This window comes from Ruegeria sp. BHSB196, assembly GCF_059613135.1.
In genome coordinates, this window is record NZ_JBXWRY010000007.1 from 88,872 (window position 1) to 108,705 (window position 19,834).

The window sequence follows — 19,834 nt, forward strand, 5'->3', positions numbered from 1 at the left end:
ATGGTTTGGCCGGGATCACCGGTACTTGGCCGTGGTGATCTTGCCGTCTTCGATCTTGATCTGGCGATAGTTGCCCGCGCTTTCACCGGGCCCGATCAGTTCGACCGCAGTCGCGCCGACGTAATCGACATCGCCGCCGTCCTTGAGGATCTGCAGCGCCTTGGCCAGTTCACCCGGATAGATCTTTTCACCCGGAGCGTTGGCGACTTCCATCACCTTGTCCTTGTAGACTGCCGAGTCCTTGGAGCCGGCCGCCTGCATGGCGAGCATGATCAGGGCTGCGGCATCGTAGGCTTCGGGGGTGAAGGGCGAGGTCGCGTCGAATGCGCCGCCGACCAGTTCCTCATACTTGGCCACACCGGGGCTGTCGGTGCCCGGATGCTGACCGGTCGAGCCGTCGATCTCGGACCCGAAGTTCGCTTCCAATTGGGCGCCGATCATGCCGTCGGGAAAGTGGAAGGTATCGAAAGCCCCTGTGTCGATGGCAGCGCGGACGATGCCCGACCCGCCCTGATCGACATAGCCGGCCACGACCAGGCGATCGCCACCGGCCGCCGCCAGTGCGCCGACTTCGGCCGAATAGTCGGCCTTGCCGTCTTCATGTGCCGCCGAGATGGTGACGGTGCCGCCCGCGGCCTCGAACGCCTGCTGGAAGCTGTCCGCCAGGCCCTTGCCGTAGTCGTTGTTGGTATAGGTCACCGCCACGGTGTCGATGCCTTCCTCCATCAGCACTTCGGTCATCACGACACCCTGACGGGCGTCAGACGGTGCGGTGCGGAAGAAGAGACCGTTGTCCTCGGCATCGGACAGGCCCGGAGATGTCGCGGAGGGCGAGATCATGACCACGCCGTTGGGCACGGCGACGTTCGACAGGATCGCGCCGGTCACGCCCGAGCAATCCGCGCCCATGATTCCGTCGACCTTGTCCGAGGTCACGAGACGTTCGGCTGCGGCCGTGGCCGCGCCGGCATCGACGCAGGTCGAGTCGGCCCGCACCGAGGTCACGGTGGCCCCGTCCAGCAGAAGGCCGCTGTCGGTGACTTCCTTCATCGCCAGTTCGGCGCCGTCGGCCATGGACGGGGTCAGCGATTCGATCGGACCCGTGAAGCCCAGAATGACGCCGATCTTGACGTCTTCGGCCATCGCCGCACCGGCCAAGAGCGCCGTTGCTGCAGTCGCTGTAAGCAGCTTTTTCATATGGTTACTCCCTTGTTGGAACGTGATCGTTCTGCCTGAGACCCTAGGCAAGCTGTCGCCAAAAGAAAAGTCCTAACGAAAATGTGCCTATGCCCCGGATAACTCATTTGATTTCATGGTTTTGTCCGGTCATCCAGCCGGAGAGCCAAAGGACGGAGGATGCGGGTATGCGCTTGTTTATGTTGATTCTCATGTGGATGTGCCTGGCGGCCGGTGCCACGGCCGAGTCGCTGCAAACCAGCGCCGGTCCGGTCCGGCTGACCAAGGTCGTGTCCGGTCTGGACACGCCCTGGGCGATCGGACTGCTACCGGGAGGCGGTCTGCTGGTGACCGAGCGCGATGGCCGGCTTCTCCATGTGGCCGATGGCGCGGTCACACCGGTGACGGGCGTGCCCAAAGTCAAGGCCTCGGGGCAGGGCGGGTTGCTGGACGTGACGATCCCCCGCGATTTCGCGCGCAGCCGCGAGGTGTTTCTGACCTATGCCAAACCGCAGCGCGGCGGAGCCGGAACCGCACTGGCCGTCGGCCGACTCAGCGAGGACGGCGAGCGGCTGACGGATACGCGCACGATCTTCGAGGCCGCGGCCGGGTTTTCGGGCGGGCGCCATTTCGGCAGCCGGGTGGTCGAGGCGGACGACGGCGCCCTGTTCGTCACCCTGGGGGATCGGGGCGACCGGCCCTCGGCGCAGGACAGGTCGAACCACAACGGTACGATCGTGCGTATCCGTCGGGACGGATCGGTTCCGCAGGACAATCCCTTTGTGGGGCAGCAGGGGGTTCGGCCCGAGATCTGGTCCTTCGGACATCGCAACGTGCAGGGGGCGGGGCTCGATGCCAGCGGGCAGCTCTGGACGGCGGAACATGGCGCGCGCGGCGGTGACGAGATCAACCGCGTCCAAAAAGGCGCCAACTACGGATGGCCGGTCATTTCCTACGGCGTACATTATTCCGGCGCGAAGATCGGCGAAGGCACCTCCAAACCCGGAATGGAACAGCCGGAATTCTATTGGGATCCCTCGATCGCGCCTTCGGGGTTGCTGGTGTATTCGGGCAAGCTCTGGCCCGAGTGGAAAGGCGACATCTTTGTCGGATCGCTGAAGTTCGACTACATCGCCCGGCTGGACGGGCGCCCCCTGCGCGAGGTCGAGCAGATCAAAGGCCCCCAGACGGAACGGGTGCGCGATATCGTGGAGGCTCCGGACGGTTCCATCTGGTTCATTTCCGTGGGGCAGGGGGCGGTGTACCGGATGACGCCGGACTGAAGGTCAGATCGACAGGCGCGAGGCCTGCGCTCCACGCTCGCGATAAGGGGTGGTGTTGTAATGCGCCCGGTAGCATTTCGAGAAATGCGACGGGCTGGCAAAGCCGCAGGCGAGCGCGACGTTGATCACGCTCATGTCGGTCTGCATCAGCAGATTGCGGGCTTTCTGCAACCGGAGTTCCATGTAGTAACGCTTGGGCGACCGGTTCAGATAACGCCGGAACAACCGTTCCAGCTGCCGGGTGGACATGCCCACGTCCTTGGCCAGGATCGAGGGCGAAATCGGCTCCTCGATGTTCTTTTCCATCATCTGGATGACCTGGCTCAGCTTGGGATGGCGAACGCCGATCCGGGTCGGCGTGGACAGGCGCTGGGTGTCCTGATCGGTCCGGATCGAGGAATAGATCATCTGATCCGCCACCGCGTTGGCCAGTTCCTCGCCATAGTCGTCGGCGATGAGCTTCAGCAGCAGGTCGATGGACGAGGTGCCGCCCGCCGTCGTCATCCGGTTTCCGTCGATCAGGAACACGGATTTGGTGAGTTCCACATTCTCGAATTCCTCGGTGAAACTGTCGGCGTTTTCCCAATGGATCGTGGCGCGCTTTCCGTCCAGCAGTCCGGCCTTCGCCAACACATAGGCGCCAGTGCACAGGCCGCCCATTCGGATGCCCTTGCGGGCCTCGCGCCGCAGCCAGTTCAGCATCCTCTTGGTGGCCGCCTTCTGAACATCGACGCCGCCACAGACCAGAACGACATCCTCGCGCGAGAGGTCTTCCAGATCGTCGTCCAGCTGAAAGGACGTACCGGCCGAGCACATGGCCACCTCGCCCCCTTCGCCGACCAAGTGCCAGGTATAAAGCGCCCTGTCCGCCATCCGGTTCGCGATCCGCAGACTGTCGAGCGCGGATGCGAAGGACAGCAGCGAGAATTTGTCCAGAAGCACAAAGACGTAACGCTTTGGCTTGGCCTGTGCGTTCTCCACTTCGACAACTTGGCGTTGCTCTTTCATGGCGGGTGATCCCTGGGTTCGGCGTGACGCGCAGCGCGGGCTTGGCGAATATGGCAGCCAACATGCTCAGAGCTTGTTTGCGGCGTCAAGAGGCGCAAAAGGGATATGGTCACTTCGCAATGCATTTTGTATAGAGGCCCCCTGAACGACCTGAGCGGAGAAAAGCTATGACCGAGTGGCAAAAGACGAGCTGGCGCACCAAGCCGCGGGTTCAGATGCCCGAGTACAACGATCCGGCCGAACTGGCCCAGATCGAGGCGCAGCTATCCAAGTATCCGCCGCTGGTCTTTGCCGGCGAGGCGCGGCGTTTGAAACAGCATCTGGGGGCCGCCGGGCGCGGCGAGGCGTTCCTGCTGCAGGGCGGCGACTGCGCCGAAAGTTTCGAACAGTTCAGTGCCGATTCCATCCGCGACACGTTCAAGGTCATGCTGCAGATGGCGATGGTACTGACCTACGGCGCCAAGGTTCCGGTGATCAAGGTCGGTCGCATGGCCGGTCAGTTCGCCAAACCGCGCAGCGCGCCGACCGAGGTGGTCGATGGCGTCGAACTCCCGAGCTACCGCGGCGACATCATCAACGAACTGGCCTTCACGCCCGAGGCGCGCGAGCCGAAACCGGCGAAGATGCTGCAAGCCTACACACAGGCGGCCGCCACCCTGAATCTGCTTCGGGCCTTCTCGACCGGCGGCTTCGCGGACATGAGCCGGGTGCATTCCTGGACCCTGGGCTTCACGGACGATCAGGATGTTCAGAAATACTCCGAGATTGCCGACCGGATACAGGATTCCATCGATTTCATGGGCGCCGCGGGCATCACCGCCGATACGACGCATGAATTCTCGACCGTGGAATTCTACACAAGCCACGAGGGTCTGCTGCTGGAATACGAAGAGGCGTTGACGCGTCTCGACTCGACCTCCGGCAACTGGCTGGCCGGTTCCGGGCACATGATCTGGATCGGCGACCGCACCCGCCAGCCCGACGGGGCGCATGTGGAGTTCTGCCGCGGTGTCCTGAACCCGATCGGGCTCAAATGCGGGCCGACCACGACGGCCGAGGATCTGAAGGTTCTGATGGAGAAACTGAACCCGGCGAACGAAGAGGGGCGCCTGACCCTGATCGCCCGGTTCGGTGCCGGCAAGGCCGGCGAGCACCTGCCGCGCCTCATTCAGGCCGTCAAGGAAGAAGGCGCCACGGTGACATGGGTCTGCGACCCGATGCACGGCAACACGATCAAGTCGGCAACCGGCTACAAGACCCGGCCCTTCGAATCCGTCCTGCGCGAGGTGCGTGACTTTTTCGATGTGCATCAGGCCGAAGGCACCGTTCCCGGGGGCGTGCATTTCGAGATGACGGGGCTTGACGTCACCGAATGCACCGGCGGCGTGCGGGCCGTGACCGAAGAGGATCTTTCGGACCGCTATCATACCGCCTGCGATCCGCGGCTGAATGCGAGCCAGTCATTGGAACTGGCATTCCTCGTCGCCGAGGAACTGACCAACCTGCGCCGCGACCGCAACAAACGCGCCGCAAGCTGAAGCGACGCCGGAACCGTGCCGGCCGCACTCGGAGTGGGGCGCGCGAGAGCGCCCGCTCCATCCCAAGCACGGTGCTCGGGCCAGGAGATCAGGTGTCGCGTTGCGGGACCACCAGCCGCAGCTTCGGCCGCCGGCTCGACAGGGGCGCTTGGACTTCGGCAAGGCCGGCCGCCGCGTGAGGCTTGGGCGCTGACCTGGCGGCGAGGCCGGACACCGGCCGAAACCGGACATCGGCAATCCCGAACCGCACCGGCGTCTTGCCGGTCGGGCCGTCCGCGACCAGCACGCCCAGTGCCCGGCTCACGTCGCCCAGATCGCTTTTGAGCGGCAAGAGGATCATCCTGGCTTCAGCGCGGGGCGAGCCGAGCCGCTTCTCGGCTTCCAATTCGAACTCTGCGATGCCGGGGGATTCGAACACCTGCCGCAACGTGTCGGCCAGCGTTGCGCGCGCGGCCGCGCAAAAGAACGCGCTGAGCGGCATCCCGCGGATTTCCATTCCCGCCAGGTCAACCAGATGGCTGCCCGCCAGCCGGAACCGCCCCACGGTCGGGGCGATCCGTTCCAGGATGAAAGCGTAGTGCAGAATGTTCTCGAGCCCGCGCGGATCGATGTCGGATCGGCTTGGAACGCCGGCACCGGGCAGCATCGCCGTCCAATAGGCTTCGGCCTGACGAAGAGGCGACACGCTGCGCCCGCTGCGAAACCGATCCATCGATATCACTTTCCCCGACCCGGGTTTCGGGTCGCTCACCAAATACCGTCCCACCATGTCACCCGCCTGCAATCGCGATTGTACAACCCGGAGCATCCGGAAATGCCGTGGAGGCCAAATGCCTTACTCAAACCTTAATCTGACACGGGTCGATTAAATTTTGGAGCAAAACCTTAACGATTGGTTAATACTTGGACCTTGGTTCCGGTCGGCACGGGGGCTTGCCCTGTCCGGTGCTATGGCTTTAGGTGCGGCCAAGCGTTTGGCCCGTGCGGTGCGACGAAAGGAAAGTGAAAGTGATCAGATCCATGACCGGCTTCGCCTCGGGCAAGGGGGACTTGTCTCCTTACCGGTGGACTTGGGAGTTGCGCAGCGTGAATGGCAAGGGGCTGGATCTGCGTCTGCGTATCCCCGACTGGTTGAGCGGCTTGGAAAACGCGTTGCGTGCGCAGATCACCAAGGCCGCGCATCGCGGCAACATCACGCTGACGCTGCGGGTCACGCGCAGCGAGGGAGCCGCCGAACTCAGGCTGAACGAGGCCGCGCTCGCGGCCGTGCTCGATGCCGTCGCCAGAACCGAGGAACAGGCAAGGGCGCGGGGGCTGTCGCTCACCCCGTCGCGGGCGTCCGACCTGCTGGGCCTGAAAGGCATGCTGGACGGCGGGTCCGAAGACGACGATGCGGCCCCGCTGGTGGCACAGTTGCAAGCGGACTTTGCCGGCTTGCTTCAGTCGTTTCTCGACATGCGCGAAAGCGAAGGCGCCGCGCTGACCCGGATCCTGCGCGCGCAACTCGATCAGGTCGAAACGCTGACGCGGCAAGCCGGTGATCTGGCCGAGACCCGGCGGTCGCAGATGGCCGAGGCGGTGAAGACCAATCTTGCGCTGGTGCTCGAAAATGCCGGCGCCGCCGATCCCGACAGGGTGGCACAGGAACTGGCCCTGATCGCGGTCAAGGCGGATGTGACCGAAGAGATCGACAGATTGGCCGCCCACGTCACTGCTGCGCGGGGGTTGCTGGATCAGGGCGGACCGGTGGGACGCAAGCTGGATTTCCTGATGCAGGAATTCAATCGGGAGGCCAATACGCTCTGCTCCAAGTCGCAGAACGCAGAGTTGACGGCGCTGGGGCTGGAGCTCAAGGCGGTGATCGACCAGATGCGCGAGCAAGTGCAGAACGTGGAATAGAAACGGGACGACGTTATCATGGCAGATCGCCGGGGCCTTCTCATCATCCTGTCCTCGCCGTCGGGCGCGGGGAAATCCACTCTGGCGCGGCGCCTGCGGGCCTGGGATCCGACGATCCGGTTTTCGGTTTCGGCCACGACGCGCGCGCCGCGCCCCGGCGAGGTGGATGGGCAGGACTATCACTTCGTCACCGAAGACGCCTTCAAATCCGCCGTCGCCAAGGGCGAGATGCTGGAACATGCGCATGTCTTCGGAAATTTCTACGGGTCTCCCAAGGGTCCGGTGAAAGCGGCGATCGAGGCCGGTCAGGACGTTCTGTTCGATATCGACTGGCAGGGGGCGCAGCAGATCCGCAATTCGGACCTGGGTCCGCATACCCTGTCCATTTTCCTGCTGCCGCCGTCGATCCGCGAACTGCGCCGCAGGCTGGAATCGCGGGGGCAGGACGACAAGGAGACGATCGCGCGCCGGATGCAGAAAAGCTGGGATGAAATCAGCCATTGGGGCAGCTACGATCACGTTCTGATCAACGACGATCTGGACGCGACCGAAGAGGCGCTCAAGACCATCGTCACCGCCACGCGCCTGCGGCGCATCCAGCAGCCCAAACTGACGGATCACGTGCGCGCGCTGCAGACCGAATTCGAGGAGAAGTCATGACCATCTATGCCCTGGGAGAGCACAAGCCGCAGATCGATCCCGACACATGGGTTGCACCGGATGCCAACCTTGTCGGCAAGGTCGTTTTGGAAGCAGGAGCGTCCGTCTGGTTCGGTTGCACCATACGCGCCGACCACGAAGAGATCCGCGTGGGGGCCGGCAGCAACGTACAGGAAAACTGCGTGATGCATATCGATGCCGGGTATCCATTGACCATCGGGCGGAACTGCACGATCGGGCACAAGGTGATGCTGCACGGCTGCACCATCGGCGACAATACCCTGATCGGCATGGGGGCCATCGTTCTCAACGGGGCGCGGATCGGACGGAACTGCCTGATCGGGGCAGGGGCGTTGATCACCGAGAACAAGGAGATTCCGGACAACTCGCTGGTCATGGGGGCTCCGGGCAAGGTCGTTCGGCAGATCGATGATGCCACGGCCGAGCGGATCACCTGGAGTGCGATGCACTATCAGGAGAACATGCGCCGGTTTCGCGACACCTTGGTGCCCCTAGACTAGGGGGCACTGGGCTGCCGGAGCCGCTCGACGCCACGAAAAAACGTCACATTTCAACTGTATCTGGCCTGAAACCACGATCCCAGCCGCCGAGCCTCCGAATGTCCGACGACATCCCGACCGAATTCGTGAACGCGATTCCCCTGCCGGCCGTGCTGGTCGGCCCGTCGGAGCGCATCATCGCGGCCAATCCCGAGGCCCAGACGCTGCTGGGTCATCAGATGTCGGGCCGGCACTTCGCCACGATCCTGCGCCAGCCGCAGGTCATCGACGCCATCGAGCAATGCCTGAGAACCCATACCCCGACCAAGACCCGGCATCTGTCCAACGACGGGGCCCAGGACACGACCTTTGAAGTCGAATGCCGCTATGTGGCCGCGAACGGGGCGCTGGAAAGCGGGGCGGTTCTGGCCTGTTTCAAGGACGTGACCCAACTGGAACAGGCGGGTCAGATGCGTCGGGACTTCGTGGCCAATGTCAGCCACGAATTGCGGACGCCCCTGACGGCACTGATGGGTTTCATCGAGACCCTGCGCGGCCCGGCCCGCGAGGATGCGGGCGCGCGCGACCGCTTTCTTCAGATCATGTCGGGCGAGGCGGATCGCATGAACCGGCTGGTCGGCGATCTTCTGTCCCTCAACCGCGTCGAAAGCGAGGAACGGGTGCGGCCGAAAGAGCAGGTCGACCTGACCGCGCAGCTGCGTTCGACCCTGAATTCCTTGCGGCCGCTGGCTGAAGGCGCCGGGGTGGAACTGCTGCTCGAAGCACCGGAAGAGCCGGTCACGGTCACCGGCGACGTAGACCAATTGCGCCAGGTTTTTACCAACCTGATCGAAAACGGGATAAAATACGGCGGCAGCGGCGGCGAGGTGCGGACCGTTCTCACGGTCTCGGATCGCGACCCGGCCGTGCGCGGCCCGGCGGCGCGGATCCAGGTCATCGACAAGGGGCCCGGCATCGACGCGGTGCATCTGCCGCGCCTGACCGAGAGGTTCTATCGCGCCGACAGCCATCGGTCGCGGCAACTGGGCGGGACCGGCCTGGGGCTGGCCATCGTCAAGCATATCGTGAACCGGCACCGGGGTCGGCTGCGTGTCGAAAGCGAATTGGGCAAGGGGTCCGTGTTCACCGTGATCCTGCCGCAATGACCGCGCGGGAACCGGACGCATCCGTTTGACCGTTTTGCTATGACTTGGCGTCATCGGCGCCGCAATTTCAGCCGCTGTCATGAAACTGTTACACAAGTGTCACAAAACACTCATGCGCGACTCGTAGGGGTTCGCGCGGGATCATCATGGGGGTGATCAACAAAACCTTACCAAGGAGACTGAAATGTCCTTTGTGAAACTGTCGGCTTCGGCACTTGCAATCGCTGCCGTTTCGGCAACCGCTGCTGCGGCGCGTGACAACGTTCAAGTTGCCGGTTCTTCGACCGTACTTCCATATGCGTCGATCGTTGCCGAACTGTTTGGCGAAAACACCGATTTCCCGACGCCGGTGGTCGAATCGGGCGGCTCGTCCGCCGGCCTGAAGCGTTTCTGCGAAGGTGTTGGCGAAAACACCATCGACGTGGCGAACGCATCGCGGAAGATCCGCGAAAAGGAAATCAAGGCCTGCGCCGAAAACGGCGTGACCGACATCATCGAAGTGCGCATCGGATATGACGGGATCGTTTTTGCCAGCCAGCAGACCGGCCCCGCATTCACCGCGTTCCAGCCGGCTGACATCTACAACGCCATCGGCGCCAAGGTCATGAAGGACGGCGCGCTGGTCGACAACAGCTACAACAGCTGGGCCGAGTTCAATGGCGACTTGCCGGATGTCGAAATCGCCATGTTCATCCCGGGCACCAAGCACGGCACCCGTGAAGTCTTCGAAGACAAGGTTCTGCTGGCCGGCTGCGAAGCCACCGGCGCGATGGAAGCCATGGTCGCCGGCGGGATGAGCGAAGACGACGCCGAAGATGCATGCCTGGACGTGCGCACCGACGGCAAGTCGGTCGATATCGACGGCGACTATACCGAAACCCTGGCGCGCATCGACACCAATCCCAACGGCATCGGCGTGTTCGGCCTGGCGTTCTACGAGAACAACACCGACAAGCTGAAAGTGGCCACCATGGGCGGCGTCGCACCTTCGACCGAGACCATCGCATCGGGTGAATACCCCGTGTCGCGCCCGCTCTTCTTCTACGTCAAGAAAGCCCATGTCGGCGTGATCCCCGGCCTGCAGGAATTCGCGCAGTTCTTCGTGGCTGACGAAATCGCCGGCCCCTCGGGACCGCTGGCAAACTACGGTCTGGTTTCCGATCCTGAACTGGCCAAGACCCAGGACGCTATCGCCAACCTCGTGACCATGGGTTCGGGCAGCTAAGCCCGTCCGGCAATCGCATCGCCGGGGGCGGCGAAACAAGTCGCCCCCAGCATTTCTTTGGATTGTTTCCAAGCAAGACCTGTGGGGGCGTCATGCCGATTTTTTGGCTCATCCTGATCGTACTCGCGATCGCGGCGGTCGGATATGTGCTGGGGCGGTCGCGCGCGTTTCAAAGCGCCGGCGGCGACAGCCGGAACATGCATTCCCTGCCGACCTATTACGGTGCCAACGTCGCGCTCAAGGCGGTGGTGCCGGCCGTCGGGCTACTGATCATCTGGCTGCTGGTGCAGCCGGTCTATGTCAATTCGCAGATTTCCGGCATGATCCCCGACAGCGCGGTGCAAGAAGGCTCCTCGCGCAGCCTCGTCATGGCTGAGGTCCGCCGGGCCGCGCGCGGTCTGGACAACGCGGTCGCTCAAGGTGACATCACCGAAGATCTGGCCCGAAATGCGCGCGCAGACTTCACCGACATGACCCAACGCCTGAAAGATGCCGGCCAGGTGGTCACGTCCAACATCACGCAACCGGTGCTGCGCGCCGCCCAGAGCTATCGGATCATGAATGCGACCGGTTACACGTTCATGACCGTCGCGGTGATCGTGGTGGCGCTGGCGGGGGCCGCCTTCGGATTGATGGAAACCAGGGCCGAGTTCCGTGCGCGCAACGTGGTCGAACAGGGCGTGCGCTTTCTGCTGCTTGCCGCTGCGTCGATCGCCATTCTCACGACCATCGGCATCGTCCTGTCGCTGGTGTTCAATACCTGGGAATTCTTCAAGCTCTACCCGGCCTCGGATTTCTTCTTCGGCCTGACCTGGGCGCCCAGTTTCTCGGGACGGGGCGGTTCGTCGGACCTGGGTGTCATCCCGCTGCTCTGGGGCACGTTCTACATCTCGATCGTCGCGCTGCTGGTGGCGGTGCCCATCGGCCTGTTCGCGGCGATCTATCTGAGCGAATACGCCTCGCCGCGCGTGCGCGCCTTCGCCAAGCCGCTGCTGGAAGTGCTGGCCGGCATTCCGACCATCGTCTACGGCCTGTTTGCCCTGCTGACGGTCGGACCGCTGTTGCTCAGGGTCTTCGGAGATGACGGGCTTGGCTGGATGCAGGCCGGCACCGCGGTGATAACCGCGGGCGTCGTGATGGGCATCATGCTCATCCCCTTTGTCTCTTCGCTGTCGGACGACATCATCAATGCCGTGCCGCAGTCGATGCGCGACGGTTCGTACGGTCTGGGTGCGACCCAGTCGGAAACCATTCGACAGGTGGTCCTGCCGGCGGCGTTGCCGGGTATCGTCGGCGCGATCCTGCTGGCCGCCTCGCGCGCCATCGGGGAAACCATGATCGTGGTTCTGGGCGCCGGCGCCGCCGCGCGTCTCAGCCTGAACCCGTTCGAGGCCATGACCACGGTGACCGCCAAGATCGTCAGCCAGCTGACGGGTGACGCCGACTTTGCCTCGCCCGAGGCGCTGGTGGCGTTCGCCCTCGGCATGACGCTTTTCGTCCTCACCCTGGGCCTGAACGTCTTTGCCCTCTACATCGTGCGCAAATACCGGGAGCAGTACGAATGACCGATGCAAGCATGCAAAGCCCGGACACGGGCCGCTCCGTTTCCCTCACCGCCCCGGACGCGCGCACGCGCCGCCGTGCCCAGGCCGAAAAGCGGTTTCGCGCCTATGGGATCGTGGCCATCGCAACGGGGCTGTTCTTTCTGGTGGTTCTGTTTGCGTCGATCCTTTCGGAAGGGATACCGGCCTTTACCCGGACGGTCGTCAGCGTGGACTTCACGCTGACCGAACAGGAGCGAGAGGAGGCGGAAGGCACTCTGTTCAAGACGCAGGCCTATTCCAACCTTTTCGTTGCCGCGTTGAACAAGGAGCTCAACGAACGCGGGCTTGAGATCGACTTCGACGAAGCGGCGATCGATCGCATTCTTGGCAAGGTCGGTGGTACAATCCGGACATTCTACAGTCAGAACCCGGACAAACTGGGCATTCCGGTGGAATTCGACCTGGCGGCTTCGAGCCGGGTGGACGGATACTACAAGGGGCGCGTGTCCAGGGACACGCTGCAGGACAGCAGGTTCCTGCAGAAAAGCGATCTGGATCTGGTGGATGCGCTGGAACAGGCCGGCATCATCAAGCAGGTTTTCAACTGGCCGTTCATCACCGGCGCGGATTCGGGGGTGGACAACCCGGGAGGCGCGGGCATCGGCGCTTCGGTCGTCGGGTCGTTCTTCATGATGCTCGTGGTTCTCGGGCTGTCCCTGCCGATCGGTGTCGCGGCCTCGATCTACCTTGAGGAATTCGCGCCGCAGAACCGCTTCACCGACCTGATCGAGGTGAATATCTCGAACCTTGCCGCCGTGCCCTCCATCGTGTTCGGCATTCTGGGTCTGGCCGTATTCATCCAGTTCATGCACCTGCCGCAATCGGCGCCGCTGGTGGGCGGACTGGTGCTGACGCTGATGACCCTACCCACCATCATCATCTCGACCCGGGCGTCCCTGAAAGCGGTGCCTCCCTCGATCCGCGATGCGGCGCTCGGGGTCGGGGCGTCGAAGATGCAGGCCGTGTTCCACCACGTCTTGCCGCTTGCGGCGCCCGGCATTCTGACCGGCACCATCATCGGCCTTGCGCAGGCGCTGGGAGAAACCGCGCCGCTGCTGTTGATCGGAATGGTGGGCTTTGTCGCGCGCGGGTATCCCGACGGGTTCCTCGCGGGTTTCACCGAGCCGAACTCGGCCATGCCGGCGCAGATCTACACCTGGGCCGCGCGCGCCGATGTATCCTTTTACGAAAAAGCCTGGGGCGGTATCATCATCCTGCTGATATTCCTGCTTACTATGAACATCGTTGCAATCATCCTGCGCCGCCGCTTTGAGCGCCGCTGGTAAGAAGGGCTGCGAAGAAATGAACGACATGTCGCGAGTGGAGAGAAAAGTGGACAGCAAGGAGATCAAGCTGGAATGCCGTGATTGCCAAGTCTATTACGGTGACACCCACGCCATCAAGGATGTCAACGTCGACATCGAAGACAAGACCGTGACCGCTTTCATCGGCCCTTCCGGATGCGGCAAATCCACCTTCTTGCGCTGTCTGAACCGGATGAACGACACCATCGACATTGCCCGCGTCGAAGGATCGTTCAAGCTTGATGGAGAGGACATCTACGACAAACGTGTGGACCCGGTCCAGTTGCGGGCCAAGGTCGGGATGGTGTTTCAGAAGCCGAACCCGTTCCCCAAGTCGATCTATGACAATGTCGCCTATGGCCCGCGCATCCACGGTCTGGCCAAGAACAAGGCGGAACTTGATGAAATCGTCGAGAAATCCCTTCGTCGCGGCGCGATCTGGGATGAGGTCAAGGATCGTCTCGACGCTCCCGGCACCGGCCTGTCGGGCGGACAGCAGCAACGCCTTTGTATCGCGCGTGCCGTGGCGACCGAACCCGAAGTCCTTCTGATGGACGAGCCCTGTTCGGCGCTTGACCCGATCGCGACGGCGCAGGTCGAGGAACTGATCGACGAGTTGCGCGAGCGGTATTCGGTGGTGATCGTGACCCACTCGATGCAGCAGGCCGCACGGGTCAGCCAGAAGACCGCGTTCTTCCATCTGGGCAATCTGGTCGAATTCGGTGAGACCGGGCAAATCTTCACCAATCCCGAAGACCCCCGTACCGAAAGCTACATCACAGGCCGCATCGGCTGAGGACAGGTATCTGAAAATGTCGGAACAGCACATCACATCGGTCTACGACCGGGATCTGGAAACCGTCCAGGCGCACATCATGAAGATGGGCGGGCTGGTCGAGGCGGCGATCATGGCTGCCGCGCGGTCGCTGGAAACCCGCGACGAGGAACTGGCGCAGGAAGTCCGCAAGAGCGACAAGGCGATCGACGAGTTGGAAGAGATCATCAACGAAGAAACCGCGCGGCTGATCGCGTTGCGCGCGCCCACCGCCGGCGACTTGCGACTGGTCCTTTCGGTCATGAAGGTCTCGACCAACCTCGAGCGGATCGGCGATTATGCCAAGAACATCGCAAAGCGCACGACTGTCCTGGTCGACTCGAACCAGATCAACGGGACCGCTTCCGCCCTGCGGCGCATGGCGCGCGAGGTCGAGCTTATGCTGCGCGATGCACTTGACGCCTATATCCAGCGCGACTCGGAGCTGGCCGCCGATGTGATCGAACGCGACAGAGAGGTCGATCAGATGTACAACGGTCTGTTTCGCGAGCTTCTGACCTTCATGGCCGAGGATCCGCGCAGCATCACGGCATGTATGCACCTGCATTTCATCGCCAAGAACATCGAGCGGATGGGCGACCACGTGACCGCGATCGCGGAACAGGTCGTCTATCTGGTGACGGGGCACCGTCCCGCCGAAGCGCGGCCCAAGGCCGACACGACCTCGCAGGCAATGTGAAGGAGGCCGCAATGTCCGCCGATCAACCGACAGTTTTGGTTGTCGAGGATGAGCCCGCGCAGCGCGAGGTTCTGGCCTACAATCTCGAAGCCGAGGGCTTTCGGGTATCGCGCGCGGCCAGCGGGGACGAGGCACTGCTGCTGGTAGACGAAGACAACCCGGACATCATCGTTCTCGACTGGATGATGCCGAATCTCAGCGGGATCGAAGTGTGCCGTCGGCTGAAGACAAGGCCGGAAACCCGCGCGATCCCGATCATCATGCTGTCGGCGCGCACCGAGGAAGTTGACAAGGTTCGAGGCCTTGAAACGGGTGCCGACGATTATGTCGTGAAACCCTACTCGGTGGTCGAACTCATGGCCCGCGTGCGCAGCCAGTTGCGGCGTGTGCGGCCCTCGACCGTGGGGTTGCGCCTGGAATTCGATGACATCGTTCTGGATGCCGAAACCCACAAGGTCAGCCGGGGCGACAAGCCGCTGAAGCTGGGGCCGACGGAGTTCCGGCTTCTCAGCACCTTCATGGAAAAACCCGGCCGGGTATGGAGCCGGGAACAACTGCTCGACCGGGTCTGGGGACGGGACATCTATGTCGATACCCGAACCGTGGACGTGCATATCGGACGCCTCCGCAAGGCGCTGACCCAACATGGCGGGACCGACCCGGTGCGAACGGTGCGTGGCGCCGGCTACGCATTGGGTTAGCGGGGCAACGCCTCTTCCGGCTGGGCCTGTGCGGCCAGCCAGTGCCGCAAGGCCCGCAGGGACGGATCGGACGATTTAGACTTCGGCCAGACCAGATAATAGGCTCCGACCGTCTCCACGGCGTCCGGATACGCGGCGACCAGGCGTCCGGTCGCCAGATCCTGTTCCACCAGATAATTCGGCAGCAGAGCCACGCCGAGGCCATGAATGGCCGCCTGACTGATGGTGGCGAACTGGTCGTGGATCGTGCCGGGCAGGGGGTCGGGATGGGCAACTCCCATCTGGTCGAACCAGTCCTGCCAGGCCCGTGGTCGGGTCTGAATGTGCAAGAGCGGAAAACGCAACAGATCCTGCGGCGATCCGGGGGCGCCATTCGGCAGAAGCGCGGGCGCACATACGGGCAGGACACGCTCGGTTTTCAGCAGAAGCCGTTCAGTGCCCGGCCAATCCGGCTCGCCAAAATGAAGAGCAGCATCAAAGGGTTCTGACGCAAAGTTGAACGGATGCAGCCGGGTGGACATGTTGATGGTGATATCGGGATGCCGGCGCGCGAAATCGGGCAGTCGGGGCACCAGCCAGCGCATTCCGAATGTCGGCAGGATCGCAAGGTTCAATGTGCCGCCGACCGGCGCGACGTGCAGGCGCAACGACGCCTGGGCGATGCGGTTCAGAGCCTCGCGAATTTCCCCGACATAGGTCTGCGCGATCGGTGTCAGGGACAACCGTTTCCTGTCCCGCAGGATCAGATCGACGCCGAGCTGGGTCTCCAGCGACTGCAACTGCCGGCTGACCGCGCTTTGGGTCAGCGACAATTCTTCGGCCACGGCCGAAGCCGAACCCAGCCGATCGAGAGCTTCGAGCGCGCGCAGGGACGAAATCGATGGGAGCAGGCGCCGTGGGGTTGTCATGTATGCAATAAACGCATGAAACGATGCGAAAGTCTCGCTGTTTTTTGCGGTTTTGTTGAGATACCTTGCGCGCAAACCGAAATTTCAGGAGTTGTGCCATGAATGCCCCTTCGCCGAAACCCGCCTTGCGCGCCAAGGACGCCCCGGAGCTTGGTAACTTCGATTGGGAAGACCCGTTCCGCCTGTCCGAGCAACTGACCGAAGACGAACGAATGATCTCGGTCAGCGCGCGTGCCTATGCCCAGGAAAAGCTCCAGCCGCGCGTGACGCAGGCGTTCGAGAACGAGGAAACCGATCCCGAGATCTTTCGTGAAATGGGCGAGATGGGGCTGTTGGGCACCACCATACCAGAAGAGTATGGCGGCATCGGCGCCGGATACGTGGCCTATGGCCTGGTGGCGCGGGAAGTCGAGCGGGTCGATTCAGGGTATCGCTCGATGATGTCGGTACAGAGTTCGTTGGTGATGTATCCGATCTATGCCTATGGCAGCGAAGAACAGCGCCGCAAGTACCTGCCGAAACTGGCGAGCGGCGAGTGGATCGGCTGTTTCGGGCTGACAGAACCGGACGCGGGCAGCGATCCGGCGAGCATGAAGACCCGTGCGGAAAGGATCGATGGCGGCTACCGGCTGACCGGCAGCAAGATGTGGATCTCGAACGCGCCGATCGCGGATGTCTTTGTGGTCTGGGCAAAGTCGGATGCCCATGACGGAAAGATCCGCGGCTTTGTGCTGGAAAAGGGCGCAAAGGGCCTGAGTGCGCCCAAGATCGCAAACAAGTTGAGCCTGCGCGCATCTGTCACCGGTGAAATCGTGCTGGATGGTGTCGAAGTGGGCGACGACGCGCTCTTGCCGCATGTGCAGGGCCTGAAAGGGCCGTTCGGGTGTCTGAACCGCGCCCGATATGGCATCAGCTGGGGCGCGATGGGGGCGGCCGAATGTTGCTGGCATGCGGCCCGGCAATATGGGCTGGATCGGCAGCAATTCAACAGGCCGCTGGCGCAGACGCAGCTTTTTCAGCGCAAGCTGGCGGATATGCAAACGGAAATCGCGCTTGGCCTGCAGGCCAGTTTGCGTGTCGGTCGTCTGATGGACGAGGCGAACGCGGCGCCCGAGATGATATCCATCGTCAAGCGCAACAACTGCGGCAAGGCGTTGGACATTGCGCGCATGGCGCGGGACATGCACGGGGGCAATGGCATTTCCCTGGAATTCCAGGTGATCCGCCACATGGTGAACCTGGAAACCGTGAACACCTATGAAGGAACCCACGATGTCCACGCGCTGATCCTGGGCCGCGCGCAAACCGGACTGCAGGCCTTTTTCTGACTCGCATCGTCATCGTCAGACCAAGACGGCGCGCCGGAATTCGGCGCGCTGTTTTCTTTTTGGTCTTCACATTCCGGTTTCGATATTTATATTCCGAAAAGAGAATATGAATTGCGAAACACGAGGAAGGGTGGGGCAGGCAATGGCGCGACTCGACGGGATGGCCGTGTTCCGGGGCATGTACAGGCTGCGCCAGTACCTTCCGATCTTTGACTGGGCACCGACCTATGGCCGGACGGAGTTGACGGGCGATCTCATCGCGGCGGCCATCGTCACGATCATGCTCATCCCGCAATCTCTGGCCTATGCCTTGCTGGCGGGATTGCCAGCCGAGGTGGGGCTCTACGCCTCGATCCTGCCGCTGGTCGTCTATGCCATCTTCGGAACCAGCAGGGCGCTTGCGGTGGGTCCGGTCGCCGTCGTGTCGCTGATGACGGCGTCAGCCCTGGCGCCTCTCGGTCTCAACTCGATTACAGATTATGTAGCGGCAGCTGGCATGCTGGCGTTGTTGTCCGGATTGATGCTGGTGGGAATGGGCATCCTGCGCCTCGGCGCGCTGTCCAACCTGCTGTCCCATCCGGTCATTGCGGGCTTCATTTCGGCATCTGGCTTGTTGATTGCAGCCGGCCAATTGAAGCATATCCTGGGTGTGCAGGTGTCGGGGCATGCTTTGCCCGAGATCATCCACGAACTTGTCGCGCAGTTTGGCCAGACCAATGTTGCGACGCTGGTGATTGGTGGCATGGCTCTGGCATTTCTTTTCTGGGTTCGCAGGGGCTTGGCACGGTTTCTTGTCAAAGGATTCGGCATTTCGAACCCAGCCGCGGCGACGATCGCACGGGTCGGACCGGTCTTTGCAGTGATCGGAACCACGATGCTGGCGTGGGCCTTGAATCTGCCTGCCCATGGCGTTGCCGTGGTCGGACAGGTTCCCACCGGTCTTCCACCAATCGGACTTCCGAGGGTCGACGTGGACATGATCGCGCAACTGATCGTCCCGGCCTTCCTGATTTCGGTCATCGGCTATGTCGAAAGCGTGTCTGTCGCGCAGACGCTGGCCTCGAAGAAGCGGCAGCGCATCGAACCGAACCAGGAATTGATCGCCCTGGGCGCCTCCAACTTGTCCTCGGCACTTTCCGGCGGGTATCCGGTCACCGGTGGCTTCGCGCGCTCTGTCGTCAATTTCGACGCCGGGGCCGAAACGCCGGCCGCCGGCGCCTTTACCGCGGCGGGTCTCTTGCTGGCGGCGCTGGCACTGACGCCGCTTCTGTTTTTCCTGCCCAAGGCGACGCTTGCCGCCACGATTATCGTTGCGGTGTTGTCGCTGGTCGACCTGGGCATCCTCAAACGTGCCTGGGACTATTCAAAGGCGGATTTTCTGGCGGTGTTCGCCACCATGGCGCTGACGTTGGGCGCTGGTGTCGAGATCGGGGTTGCCTCCGGTGTCGCGGTTTCCCTCGCGCTGTTTCTCTGGAAGACGGCGCGGCCGCATGTCGCCGAAGTCGGGCAGGTGCCCGGCAGCGAGCATTTTCGGAACGTCTGCCGTCACGAGGTGCTGACCGATCCGACCATCGTGACACTCCGCATCGACGAAAGCCTGTACTTCGCCAATGCGCGCCGCATGGAGGATCTGATCCTTGCGCGCGTCCATCGGCAACGCGACCAGATCAAGCACGTGGTCCTGATGTGTTCAGCGGTCAACGAAATCGACCTGAGTGCGCTGGAATCGCTCGAAACTATCAATCAGCGGCTCAGGGATCTCGGCATTCGGTTTCATCTGTCCGAAGTCAAAGGTCCGGTCATGGACCGTCTCGACCGGAGCGATTTTCTGAAACACCTGACGGGGAAGGTGTTTCTGTCTCAGCATGATGCCTTTCAGACATTGCGTGCACGTTCGAGTGCGGTCGCGTGTGAGCGATACTTGAACTGCGACTCCTATTCCTTCTGAGGGTAGGGGCGTTGGCCCATCTCTTCCATCATCTTCTCGCGGAAGACCTCCGCCGGCGTCTTCCACCCAAGG

The 19,834-nt window shown here is 62.6% G+C and carries 18 protein-coding genes and 1 pseudogene; 14 read left to right on the forward strand and 5 right to left on the reverse strand.

Going from position 1 to position 19,834, the window contains the following annotated elements; genetic code table 11:
* Positions 1 to 15: 15 nt before the first annotated feature.
* Complete coding sequence (locus tag AC2FNJ_RS06415) at positions 16 to 1,197, reverse strand: ABC transporter substrate-binding protein (protein WP_496763335.1); 1,182 nt, start codon at positions 1,195 to 1,197, stop codon at positions 16 to 18.
* A 167-nt stretch (positions 1,198 to 1,364) separates the two neighbouring features.
* Here AC2FNJ_RS06415 and AC2FNJ_RS06420 point away from each other — a divergent pair, with 167 nt between their 5' ends.
* Positions 1,365 to 2,459 carry a PQQ-dependent sugar dehydrogenase gene (locus AC2FNJ_RS06420; protein WP_496763336.1) on the forward strand — a complete coding sequence of 365 codons (1,095 nt, stop codon included), beginning with the start codon at positions 1,365 to 1,367 and terminating at the stop codon, positions 2,457 to 2,459.
* A gap of 3 nt (positions 2,460 to 2,462) precedes the next feature.
* Here AC2FNJ_RS06420 and AC2FNJ_RS06425 read toward each other — a convergent pair whose 3' ends face one another.
* On the reverse strand, positions 2,463 to 3,467 hold the full coding sequence (locus AC2FNJ_RS06425) for a GlxA family transcriptional regulator (protein WP_496763338.1): 1,005 nt from the start codon (positions 3,465 to 3,467) through the stop codon (positions 2,463 to 2,465).
* Between the two features lie 167 nt (positions 3,468 to 3,634).
* Between AC2FNJ_RS06425 and AC2FNJ_RS06430 the strand changes: the two genes are divergently transcribed.
* A complete protein-coding gene (locus AC2FNJ_RS06430) occupies positions 3,635 to 5,005 on the forward strand; it encodes a class II 3-deoxy-7-phosphoheptulonate synthase (protein ID WP_496763339.1) in 1,371 nt (456 codons plus the stop codon).
* Between the two features lie 88 nt (positions 5,006 to 5,093).
* Here AC2FNJ_RS06430 and AC2FNJ_RS06435 read toward each other — a convergent pair whose 3' ends face one another.
* Positions 5,094 to 5,717 (reverse strand): PAS domain-containing protein, encoded by a 624-nt coding sequence (locus AC2FNJ_RS06435; RefSeq protein ID WP_496763341.1) that lies wholly within the window; start codon positions 5,715 to 5,717, stop codon positions 5,094 to 5,096.
* A gap of 296 nt (positions 5,718 to 6,013) precedes the next feature.
* On the opposite strand from AC2FNJ_RS06435, the gene AC2FNJ_RS06440 reads away from it, so the two are divergent.
* From AC2FNJ_RS06440 to phoB, 10 genes are all read left to right on the forward strand, one after another.
* On the forward strand, positions 6,014 to 6,904 hold the full coding sequence (locus AC2FNJ_RS06440) for a YicC/YloC family endoribonuclease (protein WP_496763342.1): 891 nt from the start codon (positions 6,014 to 6,016) through the stop codon (positions 6,902 to 6,904).
* An 18-nt stretch (positions 6,905 to 6,922) separates the two neighbouring features.
* Positions 6,923 to 7,564: a guanylate kinase gene (gene gmk, locus AC2FNJ_RS06445; protein ID WP_496763344.1), complete on the forward strand. Its 642-nt coding sequence runs from the start codon at positions 6,923 to 6,925 to the stop codon at positions 7,562 to 7,564.
* Positions 7,561 to 8,085, forward strand: coding sequence for a gamma carbonic anhydrase family protein (locus AC2FNJ_RS06450; RefSeq protein WP_496763346.1), 525 nt, complete (start codon positions 7,561 to 7,563; stop codon positions 8,083 to 8,085). The genes gmk and AC2FNJ_RS06450 overlap by 4 nt, the downstream gene beginning before the upstream one ends.
* A 98-nt stretch (positions 8,086 to 8,183) precedes the next feature.
* Positions 8,184 to 9,230 carry an ATP-binding protein gene (locus tag AC2FNJ_RS06455; RefSeq protein WP_496763347.1) on the forward strand — a complete coding sequence of 349 codons (1,047 nt, stop codon included), beginning with the start codon at positions 8,184 to 8,186 and terminating at the stop codon, positions 9,228 to 9,230.
* Between the two features lie 184 nt (positions 9,231 to 9,414).
* Positions 9,415 to 10,455, forward strand: a complete 1,041-nt coding sequence (locus AC2FNJ_RS06460; protein WP_496763348.1) for a substrate-binding domain-containing protein — start codon at positions 9,415 to 9,417, stop codon at positions 10,453 to 10,455.
* Positions 10,456 to 10,547: 92 nt separating this feature from the next.
* Positions 10,548 to 12,020 (forward strand): phosphate ABC transporter permease subunit PstC, encoded by a 1,473-nt coding sequence (pstC, locus tag AC2FNJ_RS06465; RefSeq protein ID WP_496763350.1) that lies wholly within the window; start codon positions 10,548 to 10,550, stop codon positions 12,018 to 12,020.
* Positions 12,017 to 13,345, forward strand: coding sequence for a phosphate ABC transporter permease PstA (gene pstA / locus AC2FNJ_RS06470; RefSeq protein WP_496763351.1), 1,329 nt, complete (start codon positions 12,017 to 12,019; stop codon positions 13,343 to 13,345). The genes pstC and pstA overlap by 4 nt, the downstream gene beginning before the upstream one ends.
* A gap of 25 nt (positions 13,346 to 13,370) precedes the next feature.
* Complete coding sequence (gene pstB / locus AC2FNJ_RS06475) at positions 13,371 to 14,159, forward strand: phosphate ABC transporter ATP-binding protein PstB (RefSeq protein WP_496763352.1); 789 nt, start codon at positions 13,371 to 13,373, stop codon at positions 14,157 to 14,159.
* Between the two features lie 16 nt (positions 14,160 to 14,175).
* Complete coding sequence (gene phoU, locus AC2FNJ_RS06480) at positions 14,176 to 14,877, forward strand: phosphate signaling complex protein PhoU (protein WP_496763354.1); 702 nt, start codon at positions 14,176 to 14,178, stop codon at positions 14,875 to 14,877.
* Positions 14,878 to 14,888: 11 nt separating this feature from the next.
* Entirely contained in the window at positions 14,889 to 15,578 is a 690-nt protein-coding gene (gene phoB / locus AC2FNJ_RS06485) for a phosphate regulon transcriptional regulator PhoB (protein ID WP_496763355.1), read from the forward strand.
* On the opposite strand, the gene AC2FNJ_RS06490 is transcribed toward phoB, so the two are convergent.
* The gene (locus tag AC2FNJ_RS06490) at positions 15,575 to 16,486 is read right to left on the reverse strand and encodes a LysR family transcriptional regulator (protein ID WP_496763357.1); all 912 of its coding nucleotides are present in this window, start codon (positions 16,484 to 16,486) and stop codon (positions 15,575 to 15,577) included. The two genes, phoB and AC2FNJ_RS06490, sit on opposite strands and share 4 nt — an antisense overlap.
* Before the next feature lie 98 nt (positions 16,487 to 16,584).
* Between AC2FNJ_RS06490 and AC2FNJ_RS06495 the strand changes: the two genes are divergently transcribed.
* Both AC2FNJ_RS06495 and AC2FNJ_RS06500 read left to right on the forward strand, forming a co-directional pair.
* The gene (locus AC2FNJ_RS06495) at positions 16,585 to 17,814 is read left to right on the forward strand and encodes an acyl-CoA dehydrogenase (protein WP_496763358.1); all 1,230 of its coding nucleotides are present in this window, start codon (positions 16,585 to 16,587) and stop codon (positions 17,812 to 17,814) included.
* Between the two features lie 142 nt (positions 17,815 to 17,956).
* Positions 17,957 to 19,762: a SulP family inorganic anion transporter gene (locus tag AC2FNJ_RS06500; protein WP_496763359.1), complete on the forward strand. Its 1,806-nt coding sequence runs from the start codon at positions 17,957 to 17,959 to the stop codon at positions 19,760 to 19,762.
* On the opposite strand, the pseudogene AC2FNJ_RS06505 reads toward AC2FNJ_RS06500, so the two are convergent.
* A pseudogene (locus tag AC2FNJ_RS06505) lies at positions 19,750 to 19,834 on the reverse strand (integrase); the annotation flags it as partial. The gene AC2FNJ_RS06500 and the pseudogene AC2FNJ_RS06505 sit on opposite strands and share 13 nt — an antisense overlap.

Excerpts from the sequence above, each read along its gene's own strand:
- AC2FNJ_RS06425 (WP_496763338.1), bottom strand. The coding sequence starts at position 3,467 with ATGAAAGAGCAACGCCAAGTTGTCGAAGTGGAGAACGCACAGGCCAAG.
- AC2FNJ_RS06500 (WP_496763359.1), top strand. The coding sequence starts at position 17,957 with ATGGCGCGACTCGACGGGATGGCCGTGTTCCGGGGCATGTACAGGCTG.
- AC2FNJ_RS06460 (WP_496763348.1), top strand. The coding sequence starts at position 9,415 with ATGTCCTTTGTGAAACTGTCGGCTTCGGCACTTGCAATCGCTGCCGTT.
- pstA (WP_496763351.1), top strand. The coding sequence starts at position 12,017 with ATGACCGATGCAAGCATGCAAAGCCCGGACACGGGCCGCTCCGTTTCC.
- AC2FNJ_RS06435 (WP_496763341.1), bottom strand. The coding sequence starts at position 5,717 with ATGGATCGGTTTCGCAGCGGGCGCAGCGTGTCGCCTCTTCGTCAGGCC.
- AC2FNJ_RS06490 (WP_496763357.1), bottom strand. The coding sequence starts at position 16,486 with ATGACAACCCCACGGCGCCTGCTCCCATCGATTTCGTCCCTGCGCGCG.
- pstB (WP_496763352.1), top strand. The coding sequence starts at position 13,371 with ATGTCGCGAGTGGAGAGAAAAGTGGACAGCAAGGAGATCAAGCTGGAA.
- AC2FNJ_RS06450 (WP_496763346.1), top strand. The coding sequence starts at position 7,561 with ATGACCATCTATGCCCTGGGAGAGCACAAGCCGCAGATCGATCCCGAC.
- AC2FNJ_RS06415 (WP_496763335.1), bottom strand. The coding sequence starts at position 1,197 with ATGAAAAAGCTGCTTACAGCGACTGCAGCAACGGCGCTCTTGGCCGGT.
- AC2FNJ_RS06420 (WP_496763336.1), top strand. The coding sequence starts at position 1,365 with ATGCGCTTGTTTATGTTGATTCTCATGTGGATGTGCCTGGCGGCCGGT.
- gmk (WP_496763344.1), top strand. The coding sequence starts at position 6,923 with ATGGCAGATCGCCGGGGCCTTCTCATCATCCTGTCCTCGCCGTCGGGC.
- phoU (WP_496763354.1), top strand. The coding sequence starts at position 14,176 with ATGTCGGAACAGCACATCACATCGGTCTACGACCGGGATCTGGAAACC.
- pstC (WP_496763350.1), top strand. The coding sequence starts at position 10,548 with ATGCCGATTTTTTGGCTCATCCTGATCGTACTCGCGATCGCGGCGGTC.
- AC2FNJ_RS06430 (WP_496763339.1), top strand. The coding sequence starts at position 3,635 with ATGACCGAGTGGCAAAAGACGAGCTGGCGCACCAAGCCGCGGGTTCAG.
- AC2FNJ_RS06495 (WP_496763358.1), top strand. The coding sequence starts at position 16,585 with ATGAATGCCCCTTCGCCGAAACCCGCCTTGCGCGCCAAGGACGCCCCG.
- phoB (WP_496763355.1), top strand. The coding sequence starts at position 14,889 with ATGTCCGCCGATCAACCGACAGTTTTGGTTGTCGAGGATGAGCCCGCG.
- AC2FNJ_RS06455 (WP_496763347.1), top strand. The coding sequence starts at position 8,184 with ATGTCCGACGACATCCCGACCGAATTCGTGAACGCGATTCCCCTGCCG.